Origin of the sequence: Roseovarius nanhaiticus (assembly GCF_900156535.1) — a bacterium.
GTDB classification, from domain to species: domain Bacteria; phylum Pseudomonadota; class Alphaproteobacteria; order Rhodobacterales; family Rhodobacteraceae; genus Roseovarius; species Roseovarius nanhaiticus.
Map to the genome: position 1 here is coordinate 431,876 of NZ_FTNV01000002.1, position 23,480 is coordinate 455,355.

General features: G+C 62.1%; 24 protein-coding genes and 1 tRNA gene. 8 read left to right on the forward strand and 17 right to left on the reverse strand.

Going from position 1 to position 23,480, the window contains the following annotated elements:
• Positions 1-115 precede the first annotated feature (115 nt).
• The 8 genes from BW975_RS12275 to BW975_RS18080 all read right to left on the reverse strand — a co-directional run bounded on the left by BW975_RS12275 (position 116) and on the right by BW975_RS18080 (position 5,412).
• On the reverse strand, positions 116-733 hold the full coding sequence (locus BW975_RS12275) for a GNAT family N-acetyltransferase (protein ID WP_076534411.1): 618 nt from the start codon (positions 731-733) through the stop codon (positions 116-118).
• Positions 730-1,122 (reverse strand): ketosteroid isomerase-related protein, encoded by a 393-nt coding sequence (locus BW975_RS12280; RefSeq protein ID WP_076534413.1) that lies wholly within the window; start codon positions 1,120-1,122, stop codon positions 730-732. The genes BW975_RS12275 and BW975_RS12280 overlap by 4 nt, the downstream gene beginning before the upstream one ends.
• On the reverse strand, positions 1,119-1,598 hold the full coding sequence (locus tag BW975_RS12285; protein WP_170846605.1) for an arsenate-mycothiol transferase ArsC: 480 nt from the start codon (positions 1,596-1,598) through the stop codon (positions 1,119-1,121). The genes BW975_RS12280 and BW975_RS12285 overlap by 4 nt, the downstream gene beginning before the upstream one ends.
• Before the next feature lie 3 nt (positions 1,599-1,601).
• The gene (locus tag BW975_RS12290) at positions 1,602-2,081 is read right to left on the reverse strand and encodes a UPF0262 family protein (RefSeq protein ID WP_076534415.1); all 480 of its coding nucleotides are present in this window, start codon (positions 2,079-2,081) and stop codon (positions 1,602-1,604) included.
• A 65-nt stretch (positions 2,082-2,146) separates the two neighbouring features.
• Positions 2,147-3,448 carry a histidinol dehydrogenase gene (hisD, locus tag BW975_RS12295; protein ID WP_076534417.1) on the reverse strand — a complete coding sequence of 434 codons (1,302 nt, stop codon included), beginning with the start codon at positions 3,446-3,448 and terminating at the stop codon, positions 2,147-2,149.
• 45 nt (positions 3,449-3,493) lie between these two features.
• Positions 3,494-3,964, reverse strand: coding sequence for a DUF2948 family protein (locus BW975_RS12300; protein ID WP_076534419.1), 471 nt, complete (start codon positions 3,962-3,964; stop codon positions 3,494-3,496).
• The gene (gene murA, locus BW975_RS12305) at positions 3,961-5,229 is read right to left on the reverse strand and encodes a UDP-N-acetylglucosamine 1-carboxyvinyltransferase (RefSeq protein WP_076534421.1); all 1,269 of its coding nucleotides are present in this window, start codon (positions 5,227-5,229) and stop codon (positions 3,961-3,963) included. The genes BW975_RS12300 and murA overlap by 4 nt, the downstream gene beginning before the upstream one ends.
• 6 nt (positions 5,230-5,235) lie before the next feature.
• Positions 5,236-5,412, reverse strand: a complete 177-nt coding sequence (locus tag BW975_RS18080; protein ID WP_170846604.1) for a hypothetical protein — start codon at positions 5,410-5,412, stop codon at positions 5,236-5,238.
• 82 nt (positions 5,413-5,494) lie between these two features.
• Here BW975_RS18080 and BW975_RS12310 point away from each other — a divergent pair.
• The 4 genes from BW975_RS12310 to BW975_RS12325 all read left to right on the forward strand — a co-directional run bounded on the left by BW975_RS12310 (position 5,495) and on the right by BW975_RS12325 (position 8,510).
• Positions 5,495-5,569 (forward strand) — tRNA-Thr (locus BW975_RS12310).
• A 303-nt stretch (positions 5,570-5,872) separates the two neighbouring features.
• On the forward strand, positions 5,873-6,553 hold the full coding sequence (locus BW975_RS12315) for an acetyltransferase (protein ID WP_076534423.1): 681 nt from the start codon (positions 5,873-5,875) through the stop codon (positions 6,551-6,553).
• The gene (locus BW975_RS12320; protein WP_076534425.1) at positions 6,550-7,512 is read left to right on the forward strand and encodes a hypothetical protein; all 963 of its coding nucleotides are present in this window, start codon (positions 6,550-6,552) and stop codon (positions 7,510-7,512) included. The genes BW975_RS12315 and BW975_RS12320 overlap by 4 nt, the downstream gene beginning before the upstream one ends.
• Before the next feature lie 53 nt (positions 7,513-7,565).
• Complete coding sequence (locus tag BW975_RS12325; protein WP_076534427.1) at positions 7,566-8,510, forward strand: glycosyltransferase; 945 nt, start codon at positions 7,566-7,568, stop codon at positions 8,508-8,510.
• Positions 8,511-8,635: 125 nt separating this feature from the next.
• Here BW975_RS12325 and tmpB read toward each other — a convergent pair whose 3' ends face one another.
• Positions 8,636-9,223 (reverse strand): (R)-1-hydroxy-2-trimethylaminoethylphosphonate oxygenase, encoded by a 588-nt coding sequence (gene tmpB, locus BW975_RS12330; RefSeq protein ID WP_076534429.1) that lies wholly within the window; start codon positions 9,221-9,223, stop codon positions 8,636-8,638.
• Complete coding sequence (gene tmpA / locus BW975_RS12335) at positions 9,220-10,362, reverse strand: 2-trimethylaminoethylphosphonate dioxygenase (protein WP_076534788.1); 1,143 nt, start codon at positions 10,360-10,362, stop codon at positions 9,220-9,222. Before tmpA ends, tmpB begins: the two co-directional genes overlap by 4 nt.
• Before the next feature lie 94 nt (positions 10,363-10,456).
• Here tmpA and BW975_RS12340 point away from each other — a divergent pair, with 94 nt between their 5' ends.
• On the forward strand, positions 10,457-11,296 hold the full coding sequence (locus BW975_RS12340) for a LysR family transcriptional regulator (RefSeq protein ID WP_076534431.1): 840 nt from the start codon (positions 10,457-10,459) through the stop codon (positions 11,294-11,296).
• 10 nt (positions 11,297-11,306) lie between these two features.
• Here the strand turns inward: BW975_RS12340 and BW975_RS12345 are convergent, their stop codons facing one another.
• The 3 genes from BW975_RS12345 to BW975_RS12355 all read right to left on the reverse strand — a co-directional run bounded on the left by BW975_RS12345 (position 11,307) and on the right by BW975_RS12355 (position 15,321).
• On the reverse strand, positions 11,307-13,283 hold the full coding sequence (locus BW975_RS12345; protein WP_076534433.1) for an ABC transporter permease: 1,977 nt from the start codon (positions 13,281-13,283) through the stop codon (positions 11,307-11,309).
• Positions 13,283-14,302, reverse strand: coding sequence for a quaternary amine ABC transporter ATP-binding protein (locus BW975_RS12350; RefSeq protein ID WP_076534435.1), 1,020 nt, complete (start codon positions 14,300-14,302; stop codon positions 13,283-13,285). Before BW975_RS12350 ends, BW975_RS12345 begins: the two co-directional genes overlap by 1 nt.
• A gap of 77 nt (positions 14,303-14,379) precedes the next feature.
• Positions 14,380-15,321, reverse strand: coding sequence for an ABC transporter substrate-binding protein (locus tag BW975_RS12355; protein ID WP_076534437.1), 942 nt, complete (start codon positions 15,319-15,321; stop codon positions 14,380-14,382).
• Positions 15,322-15,658: 337 nt separating this feature from the next.
• Here BW975_RS12355 and BW975_RS12360 point away from each other — a divergent pair, with 337 nt between their 5' ends.
• Positions 15,659-16,315, forward strand: a complete 657-nt coding sequence (locus tag BW975_RS12360) for a helix-turn-helix domain-containing protein (protein ID WP_076534439.1) — start codon at positions 15,659-15,661, stop codon at positions 16,313-16,315.
• Positions 16,316-16,343: 28 nt separating this feature from the next.
• Here the strand turns inward: BW975_RS12360 and BW975_RS12365 are convergent, their stop codons facing one another.
• The 4 genes from BW975_RS12365 to BW975_RS12380 all read right to left on the reverse strand — a co-directional run bounded on the left by BW975_RS12365 (position 16,344) and on the right by BW975_RS12380 (position 20,257).
• A complete protein-coding gene (locus BW975_RS12365) occupies positions 16,344-17,411 on the reverse strand; it encodes a heme-dependent oxidative N-demethylase family protein (RefSeq protein WP_076534441.1) in 1,068 nt (355 codons plus the stop codon).
• 63 nt (positions 17,412-17,474) lie between these two features.
• Positions 17,475-18,437, reverse strand: coding sequence for a PDR/VanB family oxidoreductase (locus BW975_RS12370; protein WP_076534443.1), 963 nt, complete (start codon positions 18,435-18,437; stop codon positions 17,475-17,477).
• Positions 18,434-19,030 carry a dimethylamine monooxygenase subunit DmmA family protein gene (locus tag BW975_RS12375; RefSeq protein WP_076534789.1) on the reverse strand — a complete coding sequence of 199 codons (597 nt, stop codon included), beginning with the start codon at positions 19,028-19,030 and terminating at the stop codon, positions 18,434-18,436. Before BW975_RS12375 ends, BW975_RS12370 begins: the two co-directional genes overlap by 4 nt.
• A gap of 78 nt (positions 19,031-19,108) precedes the next feature.
• Positions 19,109-20,257 carry an aminomethyl transferase family protein gene (locus BW975_RS12380; protein ID WP_076534445.1) on the reverse strand — a complete coding sequence of 383 codons (1,149 nt, stop codon included), beginning with the start codon at positions 20,255-20,257 and terminating at the stop codon, positions 19,109-19,111.
• 293 nt (positions 20,258-20,550) lie between these two features.
• On the opposite strand from BW975_RS12380, the gene BW975_RS12385 reads away from it, so the two are divergent.
• The gene (locus BW975_RS12385) at positions 20,551-21,915 is read left to right on the forward strand and encodes an ammonium transporter (protein ID WP_076534447.1); all 1,365 of its coding nucleotides are present in this window, start codon (positions 20,551-20,553) and stop codon (positions 21,913-21,915) included.
• Positions 21,916-22,101: 186 nt separating this feature from the next.
• Complete coding sequence (locus BW975_RS12390; protein ID WP_076534449.1) at positions 22,102-23,472, forward strand: ammonium transporter; 1,371 nt, start codon at positions 22,102-22,104, stop codon at positions 23,470-23,472.
• Positions 23,473-23,480 lie beyond the last annotated feature (8 nt).

Below are 23,480 nucleotides of genomic sequence, written 5' to 3' on the forward strand. Positions count from 1 at the left end.
CGATTGTGGCGGAAGCCAGACCTCCGGGCGAATTTCCTGCAACCAGACCGAGAATTTTCCCGCGCTTGGGCATTTCGGCATCGCTGCTGGCCCGACAGGCTGGCTATCAGCCGCGCTAAAGGCGGCGCATCCAGAGCTGAAGGTCGTGCCGGCTTTGCTCCGCAGCCCCCACATCGCGCCAGTCGAAATGTGCGACGGCGCCCGGCAGAGGCGCGTAGCCGCGCCCGCGCCAGAAGGTGTCGAGGGGGCGATAGCCCGCCGGGCGGCACGGATGATCCGCCGGCCGCACAACGCTGCAGAACGCACTATAGCCAAACCCGAGGGCGCGCGCGTGCTCCTCGCGCGCGTCAAAAAACGCATGGCCCAGCCCGCGTCCACGATAGTCGGGCAAAAGGACGGATTCCGCGCAGTAGAAGATCTGGGAAAGATCCGGCGCCTGCGGCTGGTCCGCAAGCGCCGCGGCAAAATCATCGGCGTGATCCGCCATCGGCGTCCCTGTCGCGGCGCCAATCAGGCGCGTGCCGTCGAAAGCGCCGATCAGAATGGCGTCCGCACTGTCGCGGTACGTCTGAAGGTAATCCCGCTCGTATGCGGCATCGCCGTCGTAGAGGTAGGGGAAGGCGCGAAAAACCTCGATCCGGAGCCGCGCCACATCGTCCAGCGCGCCCTCCAGATCCGCGCCCGTCAGGCGCCGCAGATGGACGCCGGCCGGTTCATCCGACGCGCCCGTCACGAGATCTGATTGCGCCAGTCGGACAGATTGTAATAGGTCGTGATCCGCGTGATCAGGCCGTCGCCCAGCGTAAAGAAGGACCCCGCGGGCAGCGTGTAAGTCTGGCCGTTCGCCTCGGGCAGGCCGTCATCCGTCTTGAGATAGGTGCCATTGACCACGTATTCGGCCGCCGCGCGCTTGCCGTCGTCGGAAATGAACAGCGTCATGTCGGTCAGCTCCTCGCGGTAGCATTCTTCCATATGCTCGCAAAAATCGCGGAACATATCCTTGCCCCGGCGCACCCCGCCCTCGTTGACGTGATGTGCAACATCGTCCGACAGACAGGACAGCATGCCCTCGGTATCGCCGATGTTGAACGAGTCGAAATAGTGCTTGATGGTTTCGATCATGTCTCTTCTCCCGAGGACGTGTCTGAGCGGGGATCGCCCCAGCGTTCCGTCATATGTGCAAGGATCTGGTCGCGCGACTGGCGATACGCGGCCATCTTGGCCTCGCGCGTCTCACCCAGGCCCGTCGGATCCATGATGGGCCAATAGAGCACATCGAGGTGATAGATGCGCGTCAGGTCCAGCGCGCGGCGCTGGCTGGCAGGGCTAAGCGCAATGACCAGGTCGAACGATCCAAGATCGTCGCCCCACTCGGCCATCTCGTCGAAACTGCGCGCCCGGTGGCGCGACAGCTCGACCCCGATCTCTTCGCAGACGGCGATGGAAAACCCGTCGATATCCTGCTCGGATTTGACCCCAGCGGATTGCACATAAGTGCCGGTGCCGTAGAGCTTCTTCATCATGCCTTCCGCCATGGGCGAGCGGACCGCGTTGTAATCGCAGCAAAAAAGCACCGATTGGGGAAGCTCGGCCACCATGCGCTACCCGCCGAAATGCAGCACGCAAATCAGCGTGAAGAGGCGGCGGGCCGTGTCGCTGTCGATATCGGCCTTGCCTTCCAGCCGCTCTTCAAGAATGCGCGCGCCCTCGTTGTGGATGCCGCGCCGGGCCATGTCGATCGTCTCGATCTGGCTGGGGGGCATGTTCTTGACGGCGTCGAAATAGCTTTCGCAGATGGCGTAGTAATCCTTGACCACCTGCCGGAACGGACTGAGCGAGAGGTGAAACTCGGCGGCAGGCGCCTCGTCCTCGGCGCGCACGGTAAAGACCAGGCGCTTCTCGCGGATCGACAAGCCCACGCGGTAGGGGCCGTCCGGCACGTCACGCCCCTCGCGGCCCGGCAGGGCAAAGCTGTTCTCCTCCATCAGGTCGAACATGGCGACCTTGCGCTCCTGCTCGATCTCGGGCGTGGGGGCTGGCAGGTTCGCGTCGTCGAGTTCGATATGGCTGATGCGGCTCATGGGCGGTCTTTCAGGCGTAATTTATCGCCCCAGCAGTAGCGCGCGGGGGCCAGAGGGGCAATGGTCTAGCCGTTCAGCTTGTCGAGGCGGGCGCGCACCGACAGGCCATGCGCCTCGAGGCTTTCGGATTGGGCCAGCGTCTCGGCGGCGGGGCCGACTGCGCGCAGCGCGCCGGGCGTCATGCGCGCCAGCGTGGTGCGCTTGAGAAAGTCCAGCACGCCCAGACCCGACGAAAACCGCGCCGAGCGCGCGGTGGGCAGCACGTGGTTGGGCCCGCCGACGTAGTCGCCGATCGCCTCGGGCGTCCACTGGCCGAGGAAGATGGCGCCCGCATGGGTGATCTGCGCGCTCAAGCTGTCCACATCGGCCACGCAAAGCTCCAGATGCTCGGGCGCAATGCGGTTCGACAGCTGCGCCGCGATGTCGAGGTCCGGGACCGTAACGATGGCGCCGAAATCGCGCCATGAGGCACCCGCGATGGCGCGCCGCTCCAGCGTCTGCAATCGCGCATCGATGGCGTCTGCCACCCGCTGCCCGAACTCCGCATCGGTCGTGATCAGGATCGACTGCGCGCTTTCGTCATGCTCGGCCTGACTGAGCATATCGAGTGCGATCCAGTCGGGATCGTTATCCCCATCGGCGATTACCAATATTTCGGACGGCCCGGCGATCATGTCGATGCCAACCTTGCCGAAAACACGCCGCTTGGCGGCGGCGACATAGGCATTGCCGGGGCCGGTGATCTTGTCCACGGGGGCAATCGTCTCGGTGCCGTAGGCCAGTGCCGCCACGGCTTGCGCGCCGCCGATGCGGTAGATCTCGTCGACGCCCGCGATCTGAGCGGCGGCCAGAACGGCCGGGTTGAGCGCACCGTCCGGCGTAGGCACCACCATCGCAAGGCGCGACACGCCCGCGACCTTGGCGGGGACCGCATTCATCAGGACCGAGCTGGGATATGTCGCGATGCCGCCCGGCACATAAAGACCAGCCGCATCCACCGGCGTCCAGCGCCAGCCAAGTGTTGCACCCGCTGCATCGGTCCAGCTGTCATCCTCGGGCATCTGCCGCTGATGATAGGCGCGGATGCGGTCCGCCGCCAATTCCAGCGCCGCGCGCACTTCGGGCGAAACCTGATCCGCCGCCTCGGCCACCTCATCGGCCGTCAGGCGCAGTGTCTGCGGCGTCAACGCGATGCGGTCGAACCGCTCGGTCAGCTCGATCACCGCCGCATCGCCGCGCCCGCGCACATCCGCGATGATGGCGCTCACGATATCGTCCACGTCGGGGCTGTCCTCGCGCTTGGCGTTCAAGAGCGCGGTGAACTCTGCCTCGAAATCGGGGCTGGTGTGATCGAGGAAACGAGGCATGGGGCGGTCCTATTCGGCAGGGGTCGGCACGAGGATGAGAAAGGCTCAGACGTCGTGATGCGGCGCCTTGCCCGAGGGGGCAACATAGGGCCGCGTCACATCCTTCAAGGTGACGTTCAGCGCCTCGACCTCCAAGCGGATCGCGCCATCGCCGGCCAGCGTCAGCAGGACATGGCCCGACACATCCTCGCCCGGCTCGAAGGTGACAGTCAGCAGCGACAGGATCACGTCCGGATCGCTCCGGTCGATTCCCTGGCTGGCCACGCCCAGCACGTTGTCGATCACCAGCACCGACTGGACCCGCTCGGGCGCGTGACGCGCGGCGCCCGCATCCTCCCAGCGAAAGCGGTTCAGCAGCAGGGCGAAGCGGCGCGCGCCCTTTTGCCATTTCATCTCGGTGATTGGGAAAATCGCGTCCTGCGACAGACCCGAGATCACCTGCAGATCATCCAGATCCAGCGCGCCCAGGTTCAGCGCCCCGCCGCGCGCGTCCTCAAACCGTGCGTCTTCGGTCATTGGCCTGCCACCCGCTCGATCTTGGCGCCAACCGCGCGCAGCTTATCCTCGACATGCTCGTAGCCGCGATCGAGGTGATAGACGCGGTTCACGATCGTCTCGCCCTCGGCAGCAAGACCGGCAAGGATCAGCGACACCGACGCGCGCAGATCGGTTGCCATCACGGGCGCGCCCTTCAGGCGCTCTACACCCTCGACCGTGGCGGTGCCGCCATGCACGTCGATCTTGGCGCCCATGCGGATCAGCTCGGGGGCGTGCATGAAGCGGTTTTCAAAGATTTTCTCCTCCAACACCGATTTGCCCTTGGCGATGCACATCAGCGCCATGAACTGAGCTTGCAAATCGGTCGGGAAGCCGGGAAAGGGCTCGGTCGCCACATCGACGGCACGAATGTCGCCATTGTTCCGCGCGACGGTCAATCCCCTGTCGGTCTCCGTGACGGTCAGGCCCGCCGCCTCGAGCTTGTCACAAAAAGCGGCCAGAAGATCACGGCGCCCACCGAGGCAGGTCACCTCGCCGCCGCAGATCGCGGGGGCCAGCATGTAAGTGCCCAGCTCGATCCGGTCGGTGACCACGGGATGGGTCGCGCCATGCAGACGCTCGACGCCTTGAATGGTGATGGTCGATGTGCCGTCCCCCTCGATCTGCGCGCCCATGCGGCGCAGGCAGGTGGCAAGGTCCACGATCTCGGGCTCGCGGGCCGCGTTCTTGAGCACCGTGGTCCCCTTGGCCAGCGTCGCCGCCATCAGCGCGTTTTCCGTCGCGCCGACCGACACGAGCGGGAACTTGTAGGTGCCGCCCTTCAGCCCGCCGGGCGCGGTGGCATGCACATAGCCTTCTTTCAGCTCCAGCTCCGCGCCCATCGCCTCGAGCGCGCGCAGGTGCAGATCGACGGGCCGCGCGCCGATGGCGCAGCCGCCGGGCAGCGACACCTCGGCATGACCGAACCGGGCAAGCAATGGCCCCAGCACAAGGATCGAGGCACGCATCTTGCGCACGATGTCGTACTCGGCCCGCTGGCTGGTCAGCGCATGGGACGACATGGCGATCACCTGCCCACCCTGCAGCGTCGAGACCTCGGCCCCGAGCGAGCCCAGAAGCTGTGACATGGTGCGAATATCCGAAAGGCGCGGCGCGTTGGTCAGCGTGAGCGGCTCGTCGCTAAGCAGCGTCGCCGGCATCAGCGTCAGGCACGCGTTCTTGGCCCCCGCGATGGGAATCTCGCCCTTGAGAGGGCCGTTCCCCGTTACGATAATGCTGTCCATCTGCTTTCAGCCTTCCTGCTCGGCGCCCTTGCCCGGCGCGCTGTCATTGCTTTTGTCGCCCGCCTGGCGCACGCGTGCCTGCGCCTTGCGCCTTGCCATATTGGCCTTGAGCGCCTGCTTCAGCCGATCCTCCCGGATCTCGGCCTCGCTGCGCTGACGTTTGGGGGTATCCTTGCCACTCATGCGCCGTCTTTACATGAGGTGCCGGACCGGGTCCAGATTAGGGTTGCACGGCCCGCGATTAGCGATTAATCAGCGCCCGATTGCTGTGGTAGCTCAGTGGCAGAGCACACCCTTGGTAAGGGTGAGGTCGAGAGTTCAATCCTCTCTCACAGCACCATCCCACCTCTTCAGTTTTAGACACTTAGGGCGCCCCCAATTACGTGTCGGCACGTTGCGGTGCATTTCCCCAAGCGCGTTATCGGTCGAGAGAAGAGATAACTCATCCGATCCTCAGGTGGAGCTCTTAGCTTGGGTTACGCGAAATCCCGTCCGGTGAGTTGGGGCGCATCAACCTGTCTCTCGGGGGAGGGCCAGGGAGCGGTTGCAGGATAGTAACTCGCAATCCCTCTATACCGCCATTATAGTGAAGAAGCGCAAATTCAGACTGATTCCTATGCTTTAGCCGCGAGTACGCCAACCCATGTCCCAAAATCTACTGATCGTCGGTGCAGGCGAGTTCGCTGATATCGCGTACGAATATTTCACGGTCGACAGTCCATACACCGTCGTCGGTTTCGCAGTGGAAAAAGACTATCTGACCGAAGACGAAAAGTTTGGCCTGCCTGTCGTGGCCCTTGAAGATTCAGTTACCCGATTTGATCCCGCAAAGACCGAGGCGCATGTCGCCATCACCTCCACACAGCTGAACCGAGTGCGTGAGCGTCTTATTAAGAAGACGCAGGACTGCGGGTACACCTTGGCGAATTTTATCAGCCCCCGCGCTATGGTTTGGCGAACGGCAAAGCTGGGCGTGAATGTCTTTATATTTGAAAACAATGTCGTGCAGCATGGCGTCCAGATCGGGGATGGATGCGTACTGTGGTCGGGAAATCATGTTGGCCACCAATCGGTGATTGGCGACTACTGCTTTCTGTCATCCCATGTCGTGATTTCCGGCTACTGCAAGATTGGCGCGCGCTGCTTTTTGGGCGTGAATTCCACGCTGGCAGATAGCGTCACGATAGGCGCTGACATTTTCGTGGGTATGGCGGCAGTCATCAACAAATCGTTCGAAGACGCCGGCCTGATACTCAACGGGCATCCGGCAGAAGCATCACGGGTCTCCGCGTATCGCTATTTCAAGCTGAAGGCGCCAACATGAGCTGGCAGAAGATCGGTCTGGTCTTCTGTCCCGACGGATCATCGGACTGGGCACGACATTCGTTCATGACACCCACTCCCTGGATGCGCGACGCCGATACGATCCGGTTGTTCGGCGGCATGCGCGACGATAATGGGATCAGCCGGATTGGCTGGGTGGATGTGGACGCCGCAGACCCCACCCACGTCCAGGCCGTATCTCCCACGCCAGTTCTGGATTTGGGAGCGCCAGGCATGTTCGACGACAACGGCCTGATATTGGGCGACGTCCTCGAAGTGTCGCACGATGAGCTACGCCTTTATTACGTCGGCTTCCAACTGGTTGAAAAAGCCAAGTTCCTGGCATTCACCGGTGTCGCGATCAGCCGGGATCGCGGCGATACCTTCGTGCGCTTTCAGCCAACCCCGATACTGGACCGCTGTACGGATGGCACGTTCATCGGCGCGCTCCATTCGATCTCCAAAATGGCCGGCGGTGGTTATCGCGCGTGGATTTCCCGCGGACGCGGATGGCAGACACTGCAGGGCCGCCAATACCCGAAATACGATTGCTGGACATTGACCAGCACCGATGGGCTTCACTTCGACAATGCGGCGGCCCAACAGATCATTACACCGAATTCTGATGAATATCGGATCGGTCGCCCGCGCGCCAACCAACTGGCAGACGGAACTTGGGAGCTGCGGGCGACCTCCGACACGTTGTCCAAGCAATATGCAAGTTATCGGTTCACCTCTGTCGATGGTGTCCGCTTTGACCGCACAGAGGACGTCGAATTGCCGCGTGGCAACTCTGGCAGCTGGGACAGCGATATGACGTGCTATCCTGCGCATATCGCAGCGCCGGATGGCACCCGATACCTTTTTTACAACGGAAACGACATGGGCCGCACCGGGGTAGGTGTCGCCCGCTGGGACGTTGACAACGGAGAAATCCCGGTCTTGTCGCTGCGATCTTGAAGGCGCGTCCGGGCAAGGCAGCATGCTCTTTTGTTTTGGCGGAGGCTATTACCATGCATGACGGCGAGGTCACGCCAGCAGCAACGTTCATCCTGTTGTCCTACAATCAGGAAAGCAGCATCCGCGCATCAATGGAATCCGTGCTGACGCAAGATTGCGAGCCGATTGAGATCATCGTATCCGATGACGCATCAACGGATGGAACATTCACCATCATCAAGCAACTTGCGCAGGAATACGCAGGGCCGCATCGCGTGATCGCCCGCCAAAACGACGTGAATATCGGGACCAACCGACACATCGAGCGCGCGATCGAGCTGAGCAGTGCGGATCTGATGATCTGGACGGCTGGCGACGACATCAACGCCACCTACCGGGCGAAACGCATTATCGAAGCGTTTCGCCAGACACAGGCAAAGCTTCTTTTCTCCAACGCGATTACGATATCAAGCGATGGTACGGCGGGTTCGGACGCATACAGACGGGCACTGTTTTACCGCGAGTATTCACGCCAGGAAGCGGCGCTCTCCTTTGAGCTATACTTGGGCGCAACCGCAGCGTGGCATAAGGATCTTTATCGCAAATACGGCGGATTTCCACCCGAGCGCGCCTACGAAGACCTTATATTGGGCTTTCGCGCGGTGTTGGAGCAAGGCGTCCACTATATCAACGAAAAACTGGTCACCTACCAAGAGGGTGTTGGCATCTCCAGCCAGTTGGCCAAACATGTCAGCAAGCTCGGCAACCGCGAACGTCGAACCGCGATCTTGCACAGCCAGATCAAGGTTCTCGAGCAACGGCTGCGTGATGCAAAGGTATTCGGCCTGGCCGCCGATGACCCGGTGCAAGTTGCCATAGTCACACAACTCGAAACGCTACAGGTGCGCCTGGATTATTACACTTGGAGCGCCGATTCACGTCGGCGCCTGTTGGCCAGGCCGCTCAGGCATGGCAACGCCTTGCTTGCGGAGGCGATACGAGATCTGCGCAAACGCTGAAGGATCGCACGGTGTCAGGCTCGGCGGTGACAATGCCCAGTGCCTTCGGATCGTTTTAGAGAGACGCATACCAAGATGCCGCCTCAACCTCGGTGTCCGTGCCCGGCAATGCCGCGCTCTGTCATCTACAGGACGGCCACCCCGCAATGCGCGTCGACGATGCGCTGCACCATGGGCGCGTAATGCGCAAAATCCGGCGTCTTCATATCCGCATGCTTGCCCGCATCATCGAGGTATCGCACCTCTATGATCTCTGAAAGGTTCGGATTGCCCTCGAATGCAGCGACCTCGTCCGCATCCATCGGCCCGCCCTGCAGGTTCAGCGTATGCACCGAGGCCGCCGACAGACGCCCGAAATACTCGGGCCGCGTCGCGCAGAGAAATCGCTTGGCCGCGACGTGGTAGCGCACGCAATCGGTGACGACCGAGGGAAAGAACGCCTCCAGCACCTCTGCCCCCGCTTCCTCGTGGTGGCGGTCATGGGTATCATCGGGATGATATGTGCCGAATTCCGAAGTGAAATGGCCGATATCGTGCAGAAGGGCCGCCACGATGATCCGCTCCGGCTTGCCCGCCCTTTCGGCCAGCGCGGCGCCTTGCAGCATGTGCTGGGCCATGGTCACCGGCTCGCCCAGATATTCCTCGCCGCCGCGCCGCTCGAAGATGTCACCCAGAAAGGCGACGATGTTTTGGGGGGTCAGCTCTGCGGTCATTCGGCGGCCTCCTGTCTGGGTGTTTCGAGGGCGGCCAAGGTTGATCGGACGCCGTCCATATCCGCATAGCAGCCTTGGAACCAGCGCGTGCCGCTGCCTGAATAGCCCTTGCGCGCATGCAGCACACGGGTGTTGTCGACGAGGAAGCTCTCACCCGGCTCCAGCCGAAAACTGACCTCCATCGCCGGATCGTCGATGATCTCGCCGAGGCGGCGATAGGCGGCGTAATAGCTGGGCAGGACGTCGAAAGGCACATCGGTGATCGCGGCGGCGGAGCGATTGTTGAAGCGCACCGCGCGCAATATGCCGTCCGGGTCCAGCTCGATCATCGGGCGGCGCGATTGCAGGCGCACACCGGCCTCGCCCGCGTATTCGAACCGCGCGCAATGCCCGCTCAGCACGTCGAACCATTCGGGGTTTTCCGTGCGCAGGCGGCGCGCGGCGGCAAAGCCGTCGACCACCATGTTCTCGCCGCCCTCGGCAGTCGACTCGAGGCAATAAAGCACCTGAACCGTCGGCACCGGATCGCGGTAGGGATTGTCGGTATGCGCCTGCAGACCAAGGCCGGTATAGGCAAGGTTGGTCGGGTTCACCTCGGTGCGCACCTCGAACTTGGCGCCGTAATTGGTGGGGCGCACATGGCCGAAAAGGTCCACCACATCGAAAAGCGCGCCGTCCCGCACCGGCCCGCCCGTCAGCTTGGCAAAGCCGTAGCGCGCGATCTGTGCCAGCCACGCGCGGCGCGCCTCCGCATGGTCGCGGACGGCGCTGAAATCGCCTGTCGGCACATTCTCCATCAAACCCGCATCCCACGCCTCGGCGCCGTCGGGCAGCGCGCCGGGCGCGCGGACCTCATCCCGATCATACCGATGCGCCATCAGCCAATCCGGATCATAGGCGATCTCGCGCGCCTCGGGCGCGAAGGTCAGCTGCAGTTGCCCGCCGGCCAGACGCGCGGCGCTGATGTGCACTCCAACGTCGATATCGCGCAGCGCGATCAGACGCTGGCCGTTGCCGGGCGCACGGGTGGCGGGATCCCAAGCGTTGTCACGCAGCCAGATGGCATGAAACCGGGCCGTTGCCCCGCCATGATCGAGGGTGATGATGTCGCCGTCCGGCGACAGGGTAACGTCGGTCATTTGGACCTCACTTCCGATGAATTCATTTGCCATGCTGCCAGAGCCAGCCATAATCACAACAGTGATGATCTGGGTCTGAGAGGCGGTTTTCATTATGGCTGGGAAGGCGCTGGACGGGATCCCGCTGGACTGGGTGCGCGCCTTCGAGGCGGCAGCGCGACTGGGCAGCTTTACCGCCGCCGCCACTGAGACGGGGCTGACGCAGGCAGCCATCAGCCAGCGCATCGCAAACCTCGAGGCGCGGCTGGGGGCGCCGCTGTTTCACCGTGGGGCGCGCGGTGTCAGCCTGACCGCCTCGGCCGAGGCGTGGCTGCCCCATGCGAGCGCCGCGCTCGGCCTCTTGCGCCAAAGCGCCGAGGATATCTTTGGCACGGGCGCGCGGGCGCTGACCATCGTGGCCAGTGCGTCCATCACGCGTGGCTGGCTGATGCCGCGCCTGACTCGGCTGAAAATGCAGGGCAGGCTCAGCTTCAAGACGCTGATGGTCGAGGCGGACGAGGCGCCGGGCCGCGGGATCGCCGTGGTGCGCTATGGCGCGGGCACATGGGCGGGCCTGCGCGCGCGCCGCCTTTATGCCGAGGAGCTGGCGCCCGTCGCTGCGCCCTCGCTGCGGCAAGGCGATATCGCCGCCCTGCCCCGCATCCATGTCACCGGGCCGCGCGCGGGCTGGTCGGATTGGGACGGGCCGGAGGAGCCCGGCGCTGGCGGCCTGCGCTGCGATAGCATGGGCGCTGGCATCGCCGCCGCCGAGGCGGGGATGGGCGTTTTGCTGGCCTCGCTGCCGCTCTGCGCAGAGGCGCTGGCTGCGGGGCGGTTGGCGCGGCTGGACCGCGGCAGCCTCATGCCCGGCGCCGCGCCCTGGCTGACGGCGCGGCCCGAAGATATCGGCCAGCGCCAGTGGGACGCGCTGAAGGCGGCCTTCTGCGACGGCTAGGCGGCGGGCCTCACTCTCCGAGGCCCAGCGCGCGTTTCTGATCGGTTGCCCATTTCAGGATGGTCAGATCAAAGGTCAGCGCCATCAGCGAGACGCAGATCCCGAGGACAAAGTTCTTGCCCATATCGGTACCTGCCAAAGTGCGCTGCAGTTCCTGGCCCAAATCCTGCGTGCCGATAAAGGCCGCGATGATCACCATGAAGAATGCGAACATGATCGCCTGGTTAAAGCCGATGGCCATCGTCGGCAGGGCCAGAGGCAACTGCACCTTCCACAGTTTCTGACGCCGTGTCGCGCCGGACATATCCGCCGCCTCCAGCATCTCGGCAGGCACGGTCCGCAGACCCTCGATCGTGTAGCGCGTCAACGGCACCATCGCGAAGATCAGGATCGAGAAGATGACGGCGACATCCGTAATCCCGAAGAGCATGATGGCCGGGATGAGATAGACGAAACTGGGAAAGGTCTGCGCGGTGTCACAAGCCAGCAGCACACGGCGCGACCACTTGTCACTGCGCGCCGCCGCAATGCCCAGGGGCAGGCCAAAGAGCATCGCCAGCGCCACCGCCGAAATAACCGAATAGAGCGTGATGACCGACCGATCCCACCAGCCCGAAAGGGCGATCATACCAAAGAAGAGCGCCGCGATGATCGCTTGGCGCCGCCCACCCAGCCAAAGGGCGAAAGCCGATATCAGCAGGATAAGCGCGGGCGTGGGGATACTGAGCAGGAAGTTGCGGAAGGGGATCAGCACCTGAACATTCAGGAAATACCGGATCCCGTCGGTGATCGCATTGACCCAGTTCAGCGCCAGGAAATCCTTCATCAGCTGGTCGATCTCGCTGCCCATGCTGAAATTCTGCTTGCGCCCGATATCCGTCGCGACCTCGACGAACTGGCCAAGGATGCAGAAAAAGACAAAGGCACCGATGCCGGTCAGCAGCAGGATATGGCGTTTCCACCACGGGGTGCCGCGCTCGAAATGCTTGGGCTGCTTGAGAGCCCACGCCTTGGACATCTGGTCCAGCATGACGGCCAATAGCACGATGGTGACGCCAATCTCGAAACTGCGGCCCAGCTTGAAGCTGCCCATCATCGCCAAAAGTTTGGCTCCGAGGCCGGGCATGCCGATAAAGGCGGTCAGAACGACCATGGCGAGGCTGAGCATGATGACCTGGTTGACGCCCACGAGGATCTCGGTCCGGGCCGAGGGAAGATAGACATGCCGAAGGAGCTGCCACCGCGAGCAGCCGCTCATATGGCCTGATTCCACCACTTCGGGCGATACCTTTTGCAAGCCGAGCGTCGTCATCAAGATCATCGGCGGAATGGCGTAAATCGTTGTCGCCACAGCGCCCGCCGTCGGACCGACCTTGAAGAAGATGACCGCGGGTAGAAGGTAGGTAAAGAAGGGCAGCGTCTGCAGCACCGATAGCACCGGCTTCAGCGCGCGGTCCAGCCATGCGTAACGCCATGCGGCGATGCCCAAGGTCAGGCCGATCACGAAGGCCAGCGGCGCAGCCACGACCAGAACCGACGCGGTCTGCATGGCGATCTTCCATTGCCCGATCAGCGCCGTCCAGGCAAAGACGCCCCCGCCCAGCAGCGCCATGCGCCAACCGCCCAGATAGTAGCCGATCACGGCGGCCACGGCGGCAATCGCGGTCCACGGGATGGGGCCGAGGAACGGCCAGCGACGCTGTCCGAACAAGAGGTTGGCCGTGACATCCAGCACCCATTCCAGCCCCTCGGTCAGAAAACGGGTCAGCGCCAGAAGGCCTAGATCATCCTTGATGAAGTTGAACCCCGCATCGAGCCACGCGGCGAAGGGCGGTATCCACGCCTCGGGCAATCGGTGCAACACCGCGGGCAAAAGCCCGGAATATTGAAGCAATGTCAGCAGGATCGCGGCACCTACGAGGATCAGCGCCGTGCGCGGCCGGGTAAATTGCTGGGCGGGGGCTGTATCGGTCGCCGTGGCCACCATCAGGTCGCCCCCACAAGGATTTCCAGCGCATCGGTCCGCTTGAACGCGCCGATCGTCTTACCGTCGCGCACGACCGGGATTGCCTCACGCGTATCCTGCACGAGAATCTGCGCCATCTTGTGGACGGTCAGGCCCGCATCCACAGGCTCGCCCGTGCCGGAGAGGTCCGGCTTCGCCAGCACGCTGGCATGCACGACACGGGACTTGTCGATATCTTCGGTGAACTTGCGCACATATTCGGTGGCGGGGTGCAGCACGATCTGGTCGGGGGTGTCGCATTGCTCGACCGCGCCGTCCTTCATGATGGCGATCCGGTCGGCGAGGCGCAGCGCCTCGTCGAAATCATGGGTGATGAAGACGATAGTCTTTGAAAGCATCGCCTGAAGGCGCAGGAATTCGTCCTGCATTTCACGCCGAATGAGCGGATCGAGCGCGCTGAACGGCTCGTCCAGAAACCAGATATCCGGCTCGATGGCGAGGCTGCGGGCGATTCCGACGCGCTGCTGCTGACCTCCACTCAGCTCGCGGGGGAAGTAATCCTCGCGGCCCTCCAGGCCGACCAGCTTGATCACCTCCATCGCGCGCTCGCGGCGCTGGTGGCGGTCCTGGCCGCGCATCTCCAATGGGAAGGCGATATTTTCCAGGACGGTGCGGTGCGGCAAAAGGCCGAAGGACTGAAACACCATTCCCATCTTCGAGCGGCGCAGCTCGATCAGCTCGCGCTCGCTGAGTTGCATCACATCCTGCCCCTCGACAGTGATGGTGCCGCCGGTGATGTCGTGCAGGCGGCTGAAACAGCGCACCAGCGTGGACTTGCCCGAACCCGAAAGCCCCATGATCACCAGCATCTCGCCGCGATGCACATCGATGCTGACATCCTTGACGCCGGCGATGTAGCCATCGGCGCGGATTTCCTCGAACCCTCGCCCGGCGGGCATGGTGGCAAGGTAGCTCTCGGGGTCGCGGCCGAAGAGTTTCCAAACATTCTGGCACGAGATGACGGGCGTTTGCTGGTCCATTTTGTCTCCGAGATGCGTCCGGTCGGCCCCGCCCGAAGGGTGCGGACGGGGCCGTTTTCAGTGTCTTGTGGCGTGGATCAGTTGATCCAGCCGCTCCAGACATCCTCATTGGCATCCAGCCACTCGGCTGCGGCCTCTTCCGGCTCCAGCTCTTCGACATCGACCAGCTTGGCCATCTGCGCGATCTGCGGATTGGTGAAAGAGATCTTTTCAAGCGTCGCATAGGCAGCGGGCCATTTCTCTTCCATGCCCTCCCACGCGGCCTTCTTCAGATAGCCGTCGGCTGGGTTGCCGCAGTCATAAAGCGCGTCGGGATTGGGGCCGACAGCGGGGTCCGTGTCACAGCCATCCTCCCATTCGGGAAACTCGACGAATTCGCCGGGCCAGACGGCTTCGGCGAAGTTGGGCGTCCAGTTGAAGACCACGATGGGCTTTTTTTCGGCTTCGGCGGCGCCGATGGTGGCCCACAGCGCGGCGGCGGAGCCCGCGTTGATCACGGTGAAATTCATGTCCAGCGCTTCCACACGCTCCTTGCCGTGCTTGAGCCAGTCGACGGGTCCATCCAGATAGCGGCCCTTGTCGCCAGTCTCGACCGTGGCAAAGACCTCGGCGCAGTCATTGAGCGCCTCCCAGCTGGGCAGGCCGGGGCAGGCTTCCTTCGTCCACATCGGATACCACCAATCCTCGCGTGTGACGGCGTCATGATCACCGACATCGACGATGCCGCCCTTTTCCTGCGCCGCGCGGAACGAGGCGCCAAACGCGCCCTCCCACACTTCCATCTCAAGCGTGACGTCGCCGAGGCGAATCGATTCGTAGACCGCCTGGCTGTCGGTGGTGACATATTCGACATTGGCGCCCTGCATCTCGAGGATCTGACCCACGACATTCGACATCACGATCTGGGACGACCAATTGTGAATGGGAATGACGATGGGATCGCTGCTGTCCTCGGCGAGGGCTGCAAAAGGTGTCAATGCAGTCAAACCGGCCAGAATGGCCGTTTGTGTTCTCTTCATGGTTTACTCCCGGTTGGTGCGGCTTGTTGGCTGCCGCCTAATTATCGCGGATATTGATTTGCCGCTTGTATCGTCCGCTGGGGCCTGCGCCGCGGTTCATGCCGCCGGATCACTGCCATCCTCGCATGACTTTCCTCTAGGTCAAGTTTTTTTCTTATGATCAAATGGCCGCAAGCGGCCCAAGCGAACCCGCTCGCGGCGGGCAAACCTGCGCCGCGGGCCAGCCCCAGGACGCGCGCGATAATTTCACTCAGACCGCAATCACCTTGCCGTGACAGTGAAATTTTCCCATAACATCCTGGAACAGCGCCGATGCACATCTTGAGCAGGACATGCGATGACCGTGGAAAAACTGACGCGCGCCAAGGCTGCGCGCCTGACCCAAGACCCCCACCGCCCGCAACGCGAAGACCGTGAAAACGTTTTGGAAATCGCCATTGGCCGCGAGCTGCGCGCGCATCGCCGCCAGCAAGAGATCACCGTGGCCGAACTGGCGGCCAAGACCGGTCTCAGCATCGGGATGCTCTCAAAGATCGAGAACGGCAACACGTCGCCCTCGCTGACCACGCTGCAGACGCTAGCCAATGCGCTGCGCGTGCCGATCACGGCCTTCTTTCGGCGCTTCGAGGAGGCGCGCGAATACGTCCACACCAAATCCGGCGAGGGCGTCGAGATCGAGCGCGCGGGCACGCGCGCGGGGCATCAATACAACCTATTGGGTCATATCGGCTCGAACGGGTCGGGCGTGATCGTCGAGCCCTATCTCATCACGCTCAGCACGGAATCGGACATTTTCCCCACGTTTCAGCATGGCGGGATCGAGACGATCTACATGCTCGAGGGCGAGCTGGATTACCGGCACGGCGACGATGTGGTGAAGCTCTTGCCGGGCGATACGCTGTTCTTTGACGCCGATGCGCCTCACGGCCCCGAGTATCTGGTGACGCTGCCTTGCAAGTACCTGTCGATCATCAGCTATCCGCAGAACGCCTGAGGCGCCCGCAAGGGGCGCCTCATCCGGTCTACTTCTGCAAGGCTGGCTCCGTCTCCAGATCAGGCCAGATACCCGGTGATGTGGGCAGGCCGTCGTCGAATTTCGACAGGTAGTCCAGCATCATCGGCCGGTTGGCGGCAAAGCCCTTGTAGTCGGCCAACTCGTCCGGCAGGTCGCGGATCACCCGGTGCAGGCGGCGGCCCCATTTGGGCACCGTCATCAAATCCTGAAACGAGCACAGATAACAGCGGATCGGAAACACCATCGCGTTCGAGCGCGGCAAGCGAAAGAAGGTTTGCAGCTCGACGCGCAGATGCTGCTTGGACCCGATATTTTCAGGTGTCAGCGTGGTCTTTTGCACGCCCCATTTGTGGTAATTCTCGGGGCTGGTATCGAGCAGCGGGTTGACCGTCATCGTCCAGTTGAGGCGCCGCGCGGGGCTGCCTTGCTGGATGTTCAGCAGGAATTTCAGCGCCCGGACAAAGATGCCCTTTTCATGCGCCAGCGGCACCGGCGCGTGCCATTCAAAGAAATTCATGCCGATGTCGAAATCGAGGCTCCAGTCGGCTTGCGTGGTGATCATCCCCGCATCCATCCAGAGGTTATCGTCCCGCTGGTCCAGCACCGCAAAATCGCCCTGCGTCTGGCGGGTGATGTATTCCATGGGCCCGTAAGGCAGCGTCGTCTCATCGAGGAAGGTGAACGTGTCGTCGATCCCGAGCGGCTTGTTGACCCAGCGCCATGTATCGCCGTCGCGGTGGAGCTCGAAAAGGTCCGGGTAATCCTCGGACTTGGCAACCATGATCAGCTCCAAAAGGTCCCAGCCGGCCAGCGTCATATGCGGCAGCGACTGGCAGCGCAGCGGGTCCTGATCCAGAACCAGCGCGCGGTCGCGCATCTCGCTGACGTAATGCTCGTCCACATCGAAGCGGTTGTCGAAGACCGAGCCCTCGCGCCCGCCCGCATGCGGCTCCATGTTGACGGAGTACATGTAGTCGTCCTTGTCGAACGGGAACGGGAACCGCTTGATTGCCCAGTCCGAGTTACGGAACGAGTAATCGTCGCGGAACGTCTCGTCGTTGAATTGTATCGTCATGTCGTCTCTCCCTGTCGCCCCGCGCATCCAAGGCTCCTCAACCTTGGACGTGGGGCCTGAGTATCAGCGATCCAGAACCAGCGTCTTGCCTTCAAATCGGCTGACGCATGGCATGATCTTGTTGCCCGAGGCGTGTTCTTCGGGCTCGAGCCAGTGATCGCGGTGGATGATCTCGCCATCCTTCTCGATCACGTCGGTTTCGCATTGCCCGCAGGCGCCGCCGCGACAGAGATAGGGCGCGTCCACCCCTGCCCGCTCGATCGCCTCCAGAAGGCTCTCATGTTCGCCGACCTGAATGACCTTGTTGCTGACCGCCAGCTTGACCTCGAAGGGCTTGCCGGGCTTGGGCGCGAGGAACTCCTCGTAATGCACCGCCTCGCGGGGCCAGCCCAGATCCCGGGCAACGCCGCGCACCCAGTCGATCATGCCCTTGGGGCCGCAGACATAGATATGCGTGCCCAGCGGCTGACCGTCCAGGAGATGCTCGAGATCGATCCGCTGGTCCTGATCGTCATGGTAGATATGCACATCGTTCGGATGCTCGGAGGTCAGCTCGCGCGCGTAGCTGGCGAGGCTTTCGTTGCGGACCGAATAATGCAGCTCCCAATTGCCGTGGCTGCGGTCCAGCTGCTTGATCTGAGCAAGGAACGGCGTGATGCCGATGCCGCCCGCGATCATCAGATGCTTTTTCGCGCGCAGATCGAGGCTGAAGAGATTGACGGGGTTCGACAGAACCATCTCGTCGCCGACCTTGACCTTTTGGTGCAGAAAGAGCGATCCACCCCGCCCCTGATCATCGCGGCGCACCGAGATCGTGTAGGCGCTGCGATCCGCGGGATCGGACATCAGTGAATAGGGGTTCAGGCGGGTGCGATCGCCGTCCTGCATCTCGATCACCGTATGGGCGCCGCCTGAAAACGTGGGCAACTCGCCGCCATCAACGCGCTCGAATTTGAAGCGCGTGACCAGCTCGTTCAGCGGCACGATTTCGGTGACGCGCACGTTGATCTTGGTTCCGCCGCTCATTCGTAAATCCCCTTCTGCTCGGGCACATTGCCCGGATCCTCGGCATCGACGCAGACGCCCTGATAGGCGGCCAGACGGCGCGAGTAGTGATCGCGCACGAACAGGTTCAGCCCGCAATGCGAGCAGACGAAGGGATCGACCTCGACATCCTCTGTGATGCCCTTGCAGTGGACGCATTGCATGCGCCGCGCGACCGATCCGCGATGCTCGGTCTGGATGGCGGTGTGCGGGATGCCGTGGCTGACGGCCTCCTGCATCGCCTGTCCCATCAGCCCCTCGGTACCGGCCAGATAGACCTGCAGGCCCATATGTGCATCCTGCAGAACCCGCCGGATCCGCTGAAGCGATGCCTCGTAGCTGGGCCCGACATGAAGTATCGCAGGCTCCTGATCGCGCAGCTTCTGCTCGTAATCGGTGCCCTTGGGGATGTAGATGATATGCGACTTAGCCATCAATTCCGGTGCCGCGATCGCTAAAATTGCCTCGGCGCCCTCGCCATCCGCGATCATAAGATGATGTTTGCCGGGGCGCGCCTCTAGGCTGCCCCAGACCGGGCGGCTCTTGATCGAAGGGGGGAAGTCGAATTTTGACATCTGCGCCGTGATCTCCTGTTGGTATCGTTTTTTTGTGGCCGGCGGCAGGGCGATCCCTGCCGCCGGCAATGTCTGATATCAGCCCTTTGCAGTTCGGATCTTCTTGTCCTTGTCGTAGAAGGGCATCTCGGCGGCCTCGGCGGGAATCTCGGTGCCATCGCCATTGCGCACGGTCAGCTTGGTGCCGGGCTTGGCCGCGTCCACGGGCATGCGGGCGATGCCGACGTTATGCTTGTTCAGATGCGAGACCATTCCGTAGGTCACAGTGCCGACCTTCTTGCCGTCGCGCAAGAGATCCGCGCCCTCATCCGCGGGCACCTCACCCTCCAGCTTGACGCCGTAGATCTTGAACCGTTCGCGGCCTTCGAGGGCATAGTGGTTCTCGGCGCCGACAAAGCCGGTCTTGCCGGGCGAGACGACGAATTCGAGGCCCAGCTCCCACAGGGTATCGCCGGCGGGATCGCCATTCTCGTGCGGATAGGTCTCGGAATTGTCGCCCGGAAAGAACAGTAGATAGGATTCGGTGCGCAAACGGTCCAGCGTGCTGAACTGCACGGGGCCGATGCCCATGTCCTTGCCATCCTCCAAGATCTGGTCCCACAGCTCGACCACGTGCTTTTTCTGGCAGAAGATTTCATAGCCCCGCTCGCCGGTATAGCCGGTACGCGAGATCATGACCGGGCAGCCGAACAGCTTGGTTTGCATGATACCGAAATAGGCCAGATCGCGAATACCCGGAACGTGCTTTTCCAGGAAATCGACCGCGACGGGGCCCTGCAGCGAAATGTCATGCAGATCGTCGTCGAAGGTCATCGCGACGTTCTTGCCCGCGGCGGCGGCGGCCATCGATTCCATGCCAGTGCCGGTGCCGTGCACGACCAGCCAGGTATTGACCGAAAGGCGGTAGATCACGCAGTCGTCGATGAACATGCCGCGATCGTTCAGCATCGCAGCATAGACCGCGCGGCCCGGCATCAGTTTTTCGACATTGCGGGTGGTGGTCCGGTCGATGACATAGGCGGCATCGGGGCCGGTCAGGTGCACTTTTTTCAGGCCCGATACGTCCATCAGCCCTGCCTTGGTGCGGACCCGCTCGTAATCGGCCTGGCCGCGCTCTTCGCTGTGGTCATAGAACCAGGCGGTACCCATGCCGTTCCAGTCCTCCAGCTCGGCACCGATTTCGGTGTGACGATGTGCGAGCGCGGAATGTCTCCAGATAATTGCCATTTGTGGGCCCTCTCCTGTGTTGCCGTATCATTTTCTTGCTCCATTCAGACTCAGGCCGGACGGAAAAGCAAGAATGCGATGCAAGACTTTTTCCTGTGAGTATAACTTTGCCGGCTGCGGTCAGCCCGAAAAGTAGCTGCCGAACCGGGGAGCACACATGACGTGTATGGCAAAAGCCTAGTTGACAGGTTTCAATCCTCGCAGTTTAGATACCGGAATAAATTTTCACCGCCAAGCAACTTTGGGCAACAAAGTTGCGCGAAGCGGTGGAGCCAACAAGGAGGGACACCCAAGTGTCATTAGACGTGAACGCAATCTATGCAGGGCAGGTCACCCTGAACTCACTCGTTCAGAACCTGCTCTATGCCTCGGGAACGGTCGGCGCGATTCTGGTCGTCGTGGGGCTTTTGATGATCGATGCAGGTACGGCGCGCCGCAAGAATCTGTTCAACTCGACCATCGAAAAGACTCTTGGCTTCTTTCTAGGGTTTGCCACCTACTACGTCGTCGGCTTCGGACTTTGGGCCGCGCAATATTACGTCATGGAAGGCGCAACCATCATGGATTCGGTCCGTGACTGGTGGATCGGCGGCGCGATGGCCAATGCCCTGGCGCATGAGACGGATCCGGCGGTTTTCCCAGGCGTCAACACCTTCCAGATCTTCATTTTCTTCCTCGCCGTCTTTGCCGGCATCATCAACGTCCTCTTCCACTTTGCGGTGTCCGAGCGGATGAAGGCTGCGGCCTATTTCATCACCTGCGTCGTCGCGGCCGTCGTCTCGTCGGCGCTTAGCTACGCGACATGGGGATCGGTCGGGCCGCTGACGAATGCGGGCTTTCATGACTTCTTCGGCGTCGGCTTCGTCTACATGTTCCCGGCGGGCATGGCGCTGGTCTTTACGCTGATGATGAAGCCGCGTCCCGGCATGATGGCCCCGCACGAGCGGGTGACGGCCTATCTGGCGCCCAGCATCGGCCTGTGTGCTCCGGGTCTCATCCTGATCTTCGGTGGTCTGCCGATGGTGATTCTCTCCTGCCTCTTCTTCTTTGATCCCGAAGCGCTGGCCGTGTCGGTCACGATGGCGAATACCAGCGTCGGCATTGCGCTGAACAACTATGCGCTGGTCTGGGCTGGCGGGGCGATCACGGGCCTCATCATCGCGTATGCCACCGGCAAATACGCCTACACGCTGCTGGGGCCGCTGGCCGGATATGTGGCGGGCGCGTCGGGCTTTGACGTCTATCTGCCGTGGCAGGCGTTCATCCTGGGCCTCGTCGCACCGCTGGCATCTTATGCGGTCTACGAGTTCACGCTGAAGCGCGGCATCGACGAGCACAAGCTCTTCCCGCTCTTCCTGGGGGCCGGAACGCTGGGCATCGTGTCGCTGGGCATTTTCAAGTCCGGCACGCCGCGGGGCGGCTATCTCGGCATCGAAGAAGGGCCCTACGCGTTCCAGCACGGGGAAATCTCGCTGGTGATGCAGTTGGTCGGCTTGGGCGTCTGCGTCGGCGTCGGTGTCGTCACGGCACTGATCCTGTCGGTGATCTTCAAGGCGACCATTGGCCTCGAGCGCAGCGCAGACGCGCAGATCGAAGGTCTGGACAAGTCCCTATGGGAGCTTGAGCCGGATGTGATGACACATGCCGACGCCCGCTGAAGAACGCCGGTGTGTATCCTAGAAAATAAAAAGGGCCGGGCGCACAAGCGCCCGGCCCTTTCGATTGGCGGCAACGCCGATGCACCATCCTTGCCAGCGGCCTCGGCCAACTGCAGGGCAAGACTTCTCAAAAAAGCCAGCCAATAGGCTTCAGTCACAACAAAGAAATCAACAAGGAGAAAGACAGTGGACGGCAATCTAAATGCACTCACCACGATCTTCACCGAGTTCTACTACTGGGTGACCGTCGTGTTCATGTTCCTCATTCACGTGGGGTTCTGCATGTACGAGGTCGGCGCCAGCAGGCGCCGCAATCACATGCACACGTTGATGAAGAACATCATGATCATACCTCTGGTAACCGTGACCTTCTTCTTCTTTGGCTGGTGGATCTATTGGGCCTTTCCGAACTTTTACATCTTCGGCGGCGCGATCAATTGGGACGCGGGCGCGGGTAATGCACCATGGGCCGAGACGATGGGCACCAACCTGAATGACCGGATCACGGGTGTCTTCTGGGCGGCGTTCCTGCTCTTCTCTTGGACGGCGGCCTCTATCGTCTCGGGCTCGGTGATCGAGCGCATCCGCTCGTCTGCGCTTTGGGTGCATGCAGTGCTCATCGGCTCGGTCTTCTGGATCATCGACGCAGCATGGGGCTGGCACTATGACGGCTGGATGGTGAAATACCTAGGCTACCACGATGCCTATGCTTCTGGCGTGATTCACGCCATTGCGGGCGGTTACGCATTGGGCGTCATCATGGTGCTGGGTCCGCGCATCGGAAAATTCGCCGCCGATGGAACGCCTCGGGATATCCCGCCGCATAACCCATGGCTGCTGACAATCGGGATTTTCCTGATCTATACCGGCTTCTGGGGCTTTTACGCGGCGTGCAATGTGCCGCTGATCTCGCCCGAGGTCATCGGCGGTGAAATCACTGGCACCACATGGACAGCGACCAATATCTACCTCGCGCCCACTTCGCTTTCGGGGATCACGTTCAACTTCCTGATGTCGCTCTCGGGTGGTTTGATGGCGGCGTATCTCGTGTCCAAGGGTGATGCGTTCTGGACCTTCTCGGGCGGGCTTGCCGGTGTCATCACGGCGTCGGCAGGGAACGATCTGTATCATCCGATCCAGGCGATGATCGTCGCCGCCATCGGTGTCGTGATCGTCTATAACCTGCACCAATGGGTCGAACGAAAGTTCAAGCTGGACGATGCGGTCGGAGCCGTTGCCGTTCATGGCTATGCCGGCGTCGTAGGTCTGATCCTCGCGGGTTTCATGCTTTGGGGGGCACCCTCGTCGCCCTTCGAAGGCTTTGCCTCGATCAATCCGGTCGGCCAGACCATCGGCGCGGTGATCATGTTCTTCGTGCTTGGCTTTGCGCCGGGATGGGGCGTCGCAAAGATCCAGAGCATGATGGGTGTCCTGCGCATTCCCGAAGAGGTCGAACTGCAAGGTCTCGATTTCGCGGATCACGACACCTACGAGGCCGCAAAGGCCAGCATTATCGAAGCAGACAAGGCGCATCTAGCCGCCAAACTCAGTGCATAAGGAGCGCG

Coding starts and splice junctions, on each gene's coding strand:
- BW975_RS12355 (WP_076534437.1), bottom strand. CDS start 15,321: ATGAAGAGAACACAAACGGCCATTCTGGCCGGTTTGACTGCATTGACA.
- tmpA (WP_076534788.1), bottom strand. CDS start 10,362: ATGACCGACGTTACCCTGTCGCCGGACGGCGACATCATCACCCTCGAT.
- hisD (WP_076534417.1), bottom strand. CDS start 3,448: ATGCCTCGTTTCCTCGATCACACCAGCCCCGATTTCGAGGCAGAGTTC.
- BW975_RS12315 (WP_076534423.1), top strand. CDS start 5,873: ATGTCCCAAAATCTACTGATCGTCGGTGCAGGCGAGTTCGCTGATATC.
- BW975_RS12320 (WP_076534425.1), top strand. CDS start 6,550: ATGAGCTGGCAGAAGATCGGTCTGGTCTTCTGTCCCGACGGATCATCG.
- BW975_RS12345 (WP_076534433.1), bottom strand. CDS start 13,283: ATGGTGGCCACGGCGACCGATACAGCCCCCGCCCAGCAATTTACCCGG.
- BW975_RS12360 (WP_076534439.1), top strand. CDS start 15,659: ATGACCGTGGAAAAACTGACGCGCGCCAAGGCTGCGCGCCTGACCCAA.
- BW975_RS12280 (WP_076534413.1), bottom strand. CDS start 1,122: ATGATCGAAACCATCAAGCACTATTTCGACTCGTTCAACATCGGCGAT.
- BW975_RS12285 (WP_170846605.1), bottom strand. CDS start 1,598: ATGGTGGCCGAGCTTCCCCAATCGGTGCTTTTTTGCTGCGATTACAAC.
- BW975_RS12325 (WP_076534427.1), top strand. CDS start 7,566: ATGCATGACGGCGAGGTCACGCCAGCAGCAACGTTCATCCTGTTGTCC.
- BW975_RS12370 (WP_076534443.1), bottom strand. CDS start 18,437: ATGAGCGGCGGAACCAAGATCAACGTGCGCGTCACCGAAATCGTGCCG.
- BW975_RS12365 (WP_076534441.1), bottom strand. CDS start 17,411: ATGACGATACAATTCAACGACGAGACGTTCCGCGACGATTACTCGTTC.
- BW975_RS18080 (WP_170846604.1), bottom strand. CDS start 5,412: ATGAGTGGCAAGGATACCCCCAAACGTCAGCGCAGCGAGGCCGAGATC.
- BW975_RS12340 (WP_076534431.1), top strand. CDS start 10,457: ATGGCTGGGAAGGCGCTGGACGGGATCCCGCTGGACTGGGTGCGCGCC.
- BW975_RS12350 (WP_076534435.1), bottom strand. CDS start 14,302: ATGGACCAGCAAACGCCCGTCATCTCGTGCCAGAATGTTTGGAAACTC.
- BW975_RS12300 (WP_076534419.1), bottom strand. CDS start 3,964: ATGACCGAAGACGCACGGTTTGAGGACGCGCGCGGCGGGGCGCTGAAC.
- BW975_RS12375 (WP_076534789.1), bottom strand. CDS start 19,030: ATGTCAAAATTCGACTTCCCCCCTTCGATCAAGAGCCGCCCGGTCTGG.
- murA (WP_076534421.1), bottom strand. CDS start 5,229: ATGGACAGCATTATCGTAACGGGGAACGGCCCTCTCAAGGGCGAGATT.
- BW975_RS12290 (WP_076534415.1), bottom strand. CDS start 2,081: ATGAGCCGCATCAGCCATATCGAACTCGACGACGCGAACCTGCCAGCC.
- tmpB (WP_076534429.1), bottom strand. CDS start 9,223: ATGACCGCAGAGCTGACCCCCCAAAACATCGTCGCCTTTCTGGGTGAC.
- BW975_RS12380 (WP_076534445.1), bottom strand. CDS start 20,257: ATGGCAATTATCTGGAGACATTCCGCGCTCGCACATCGTCACACCGAA.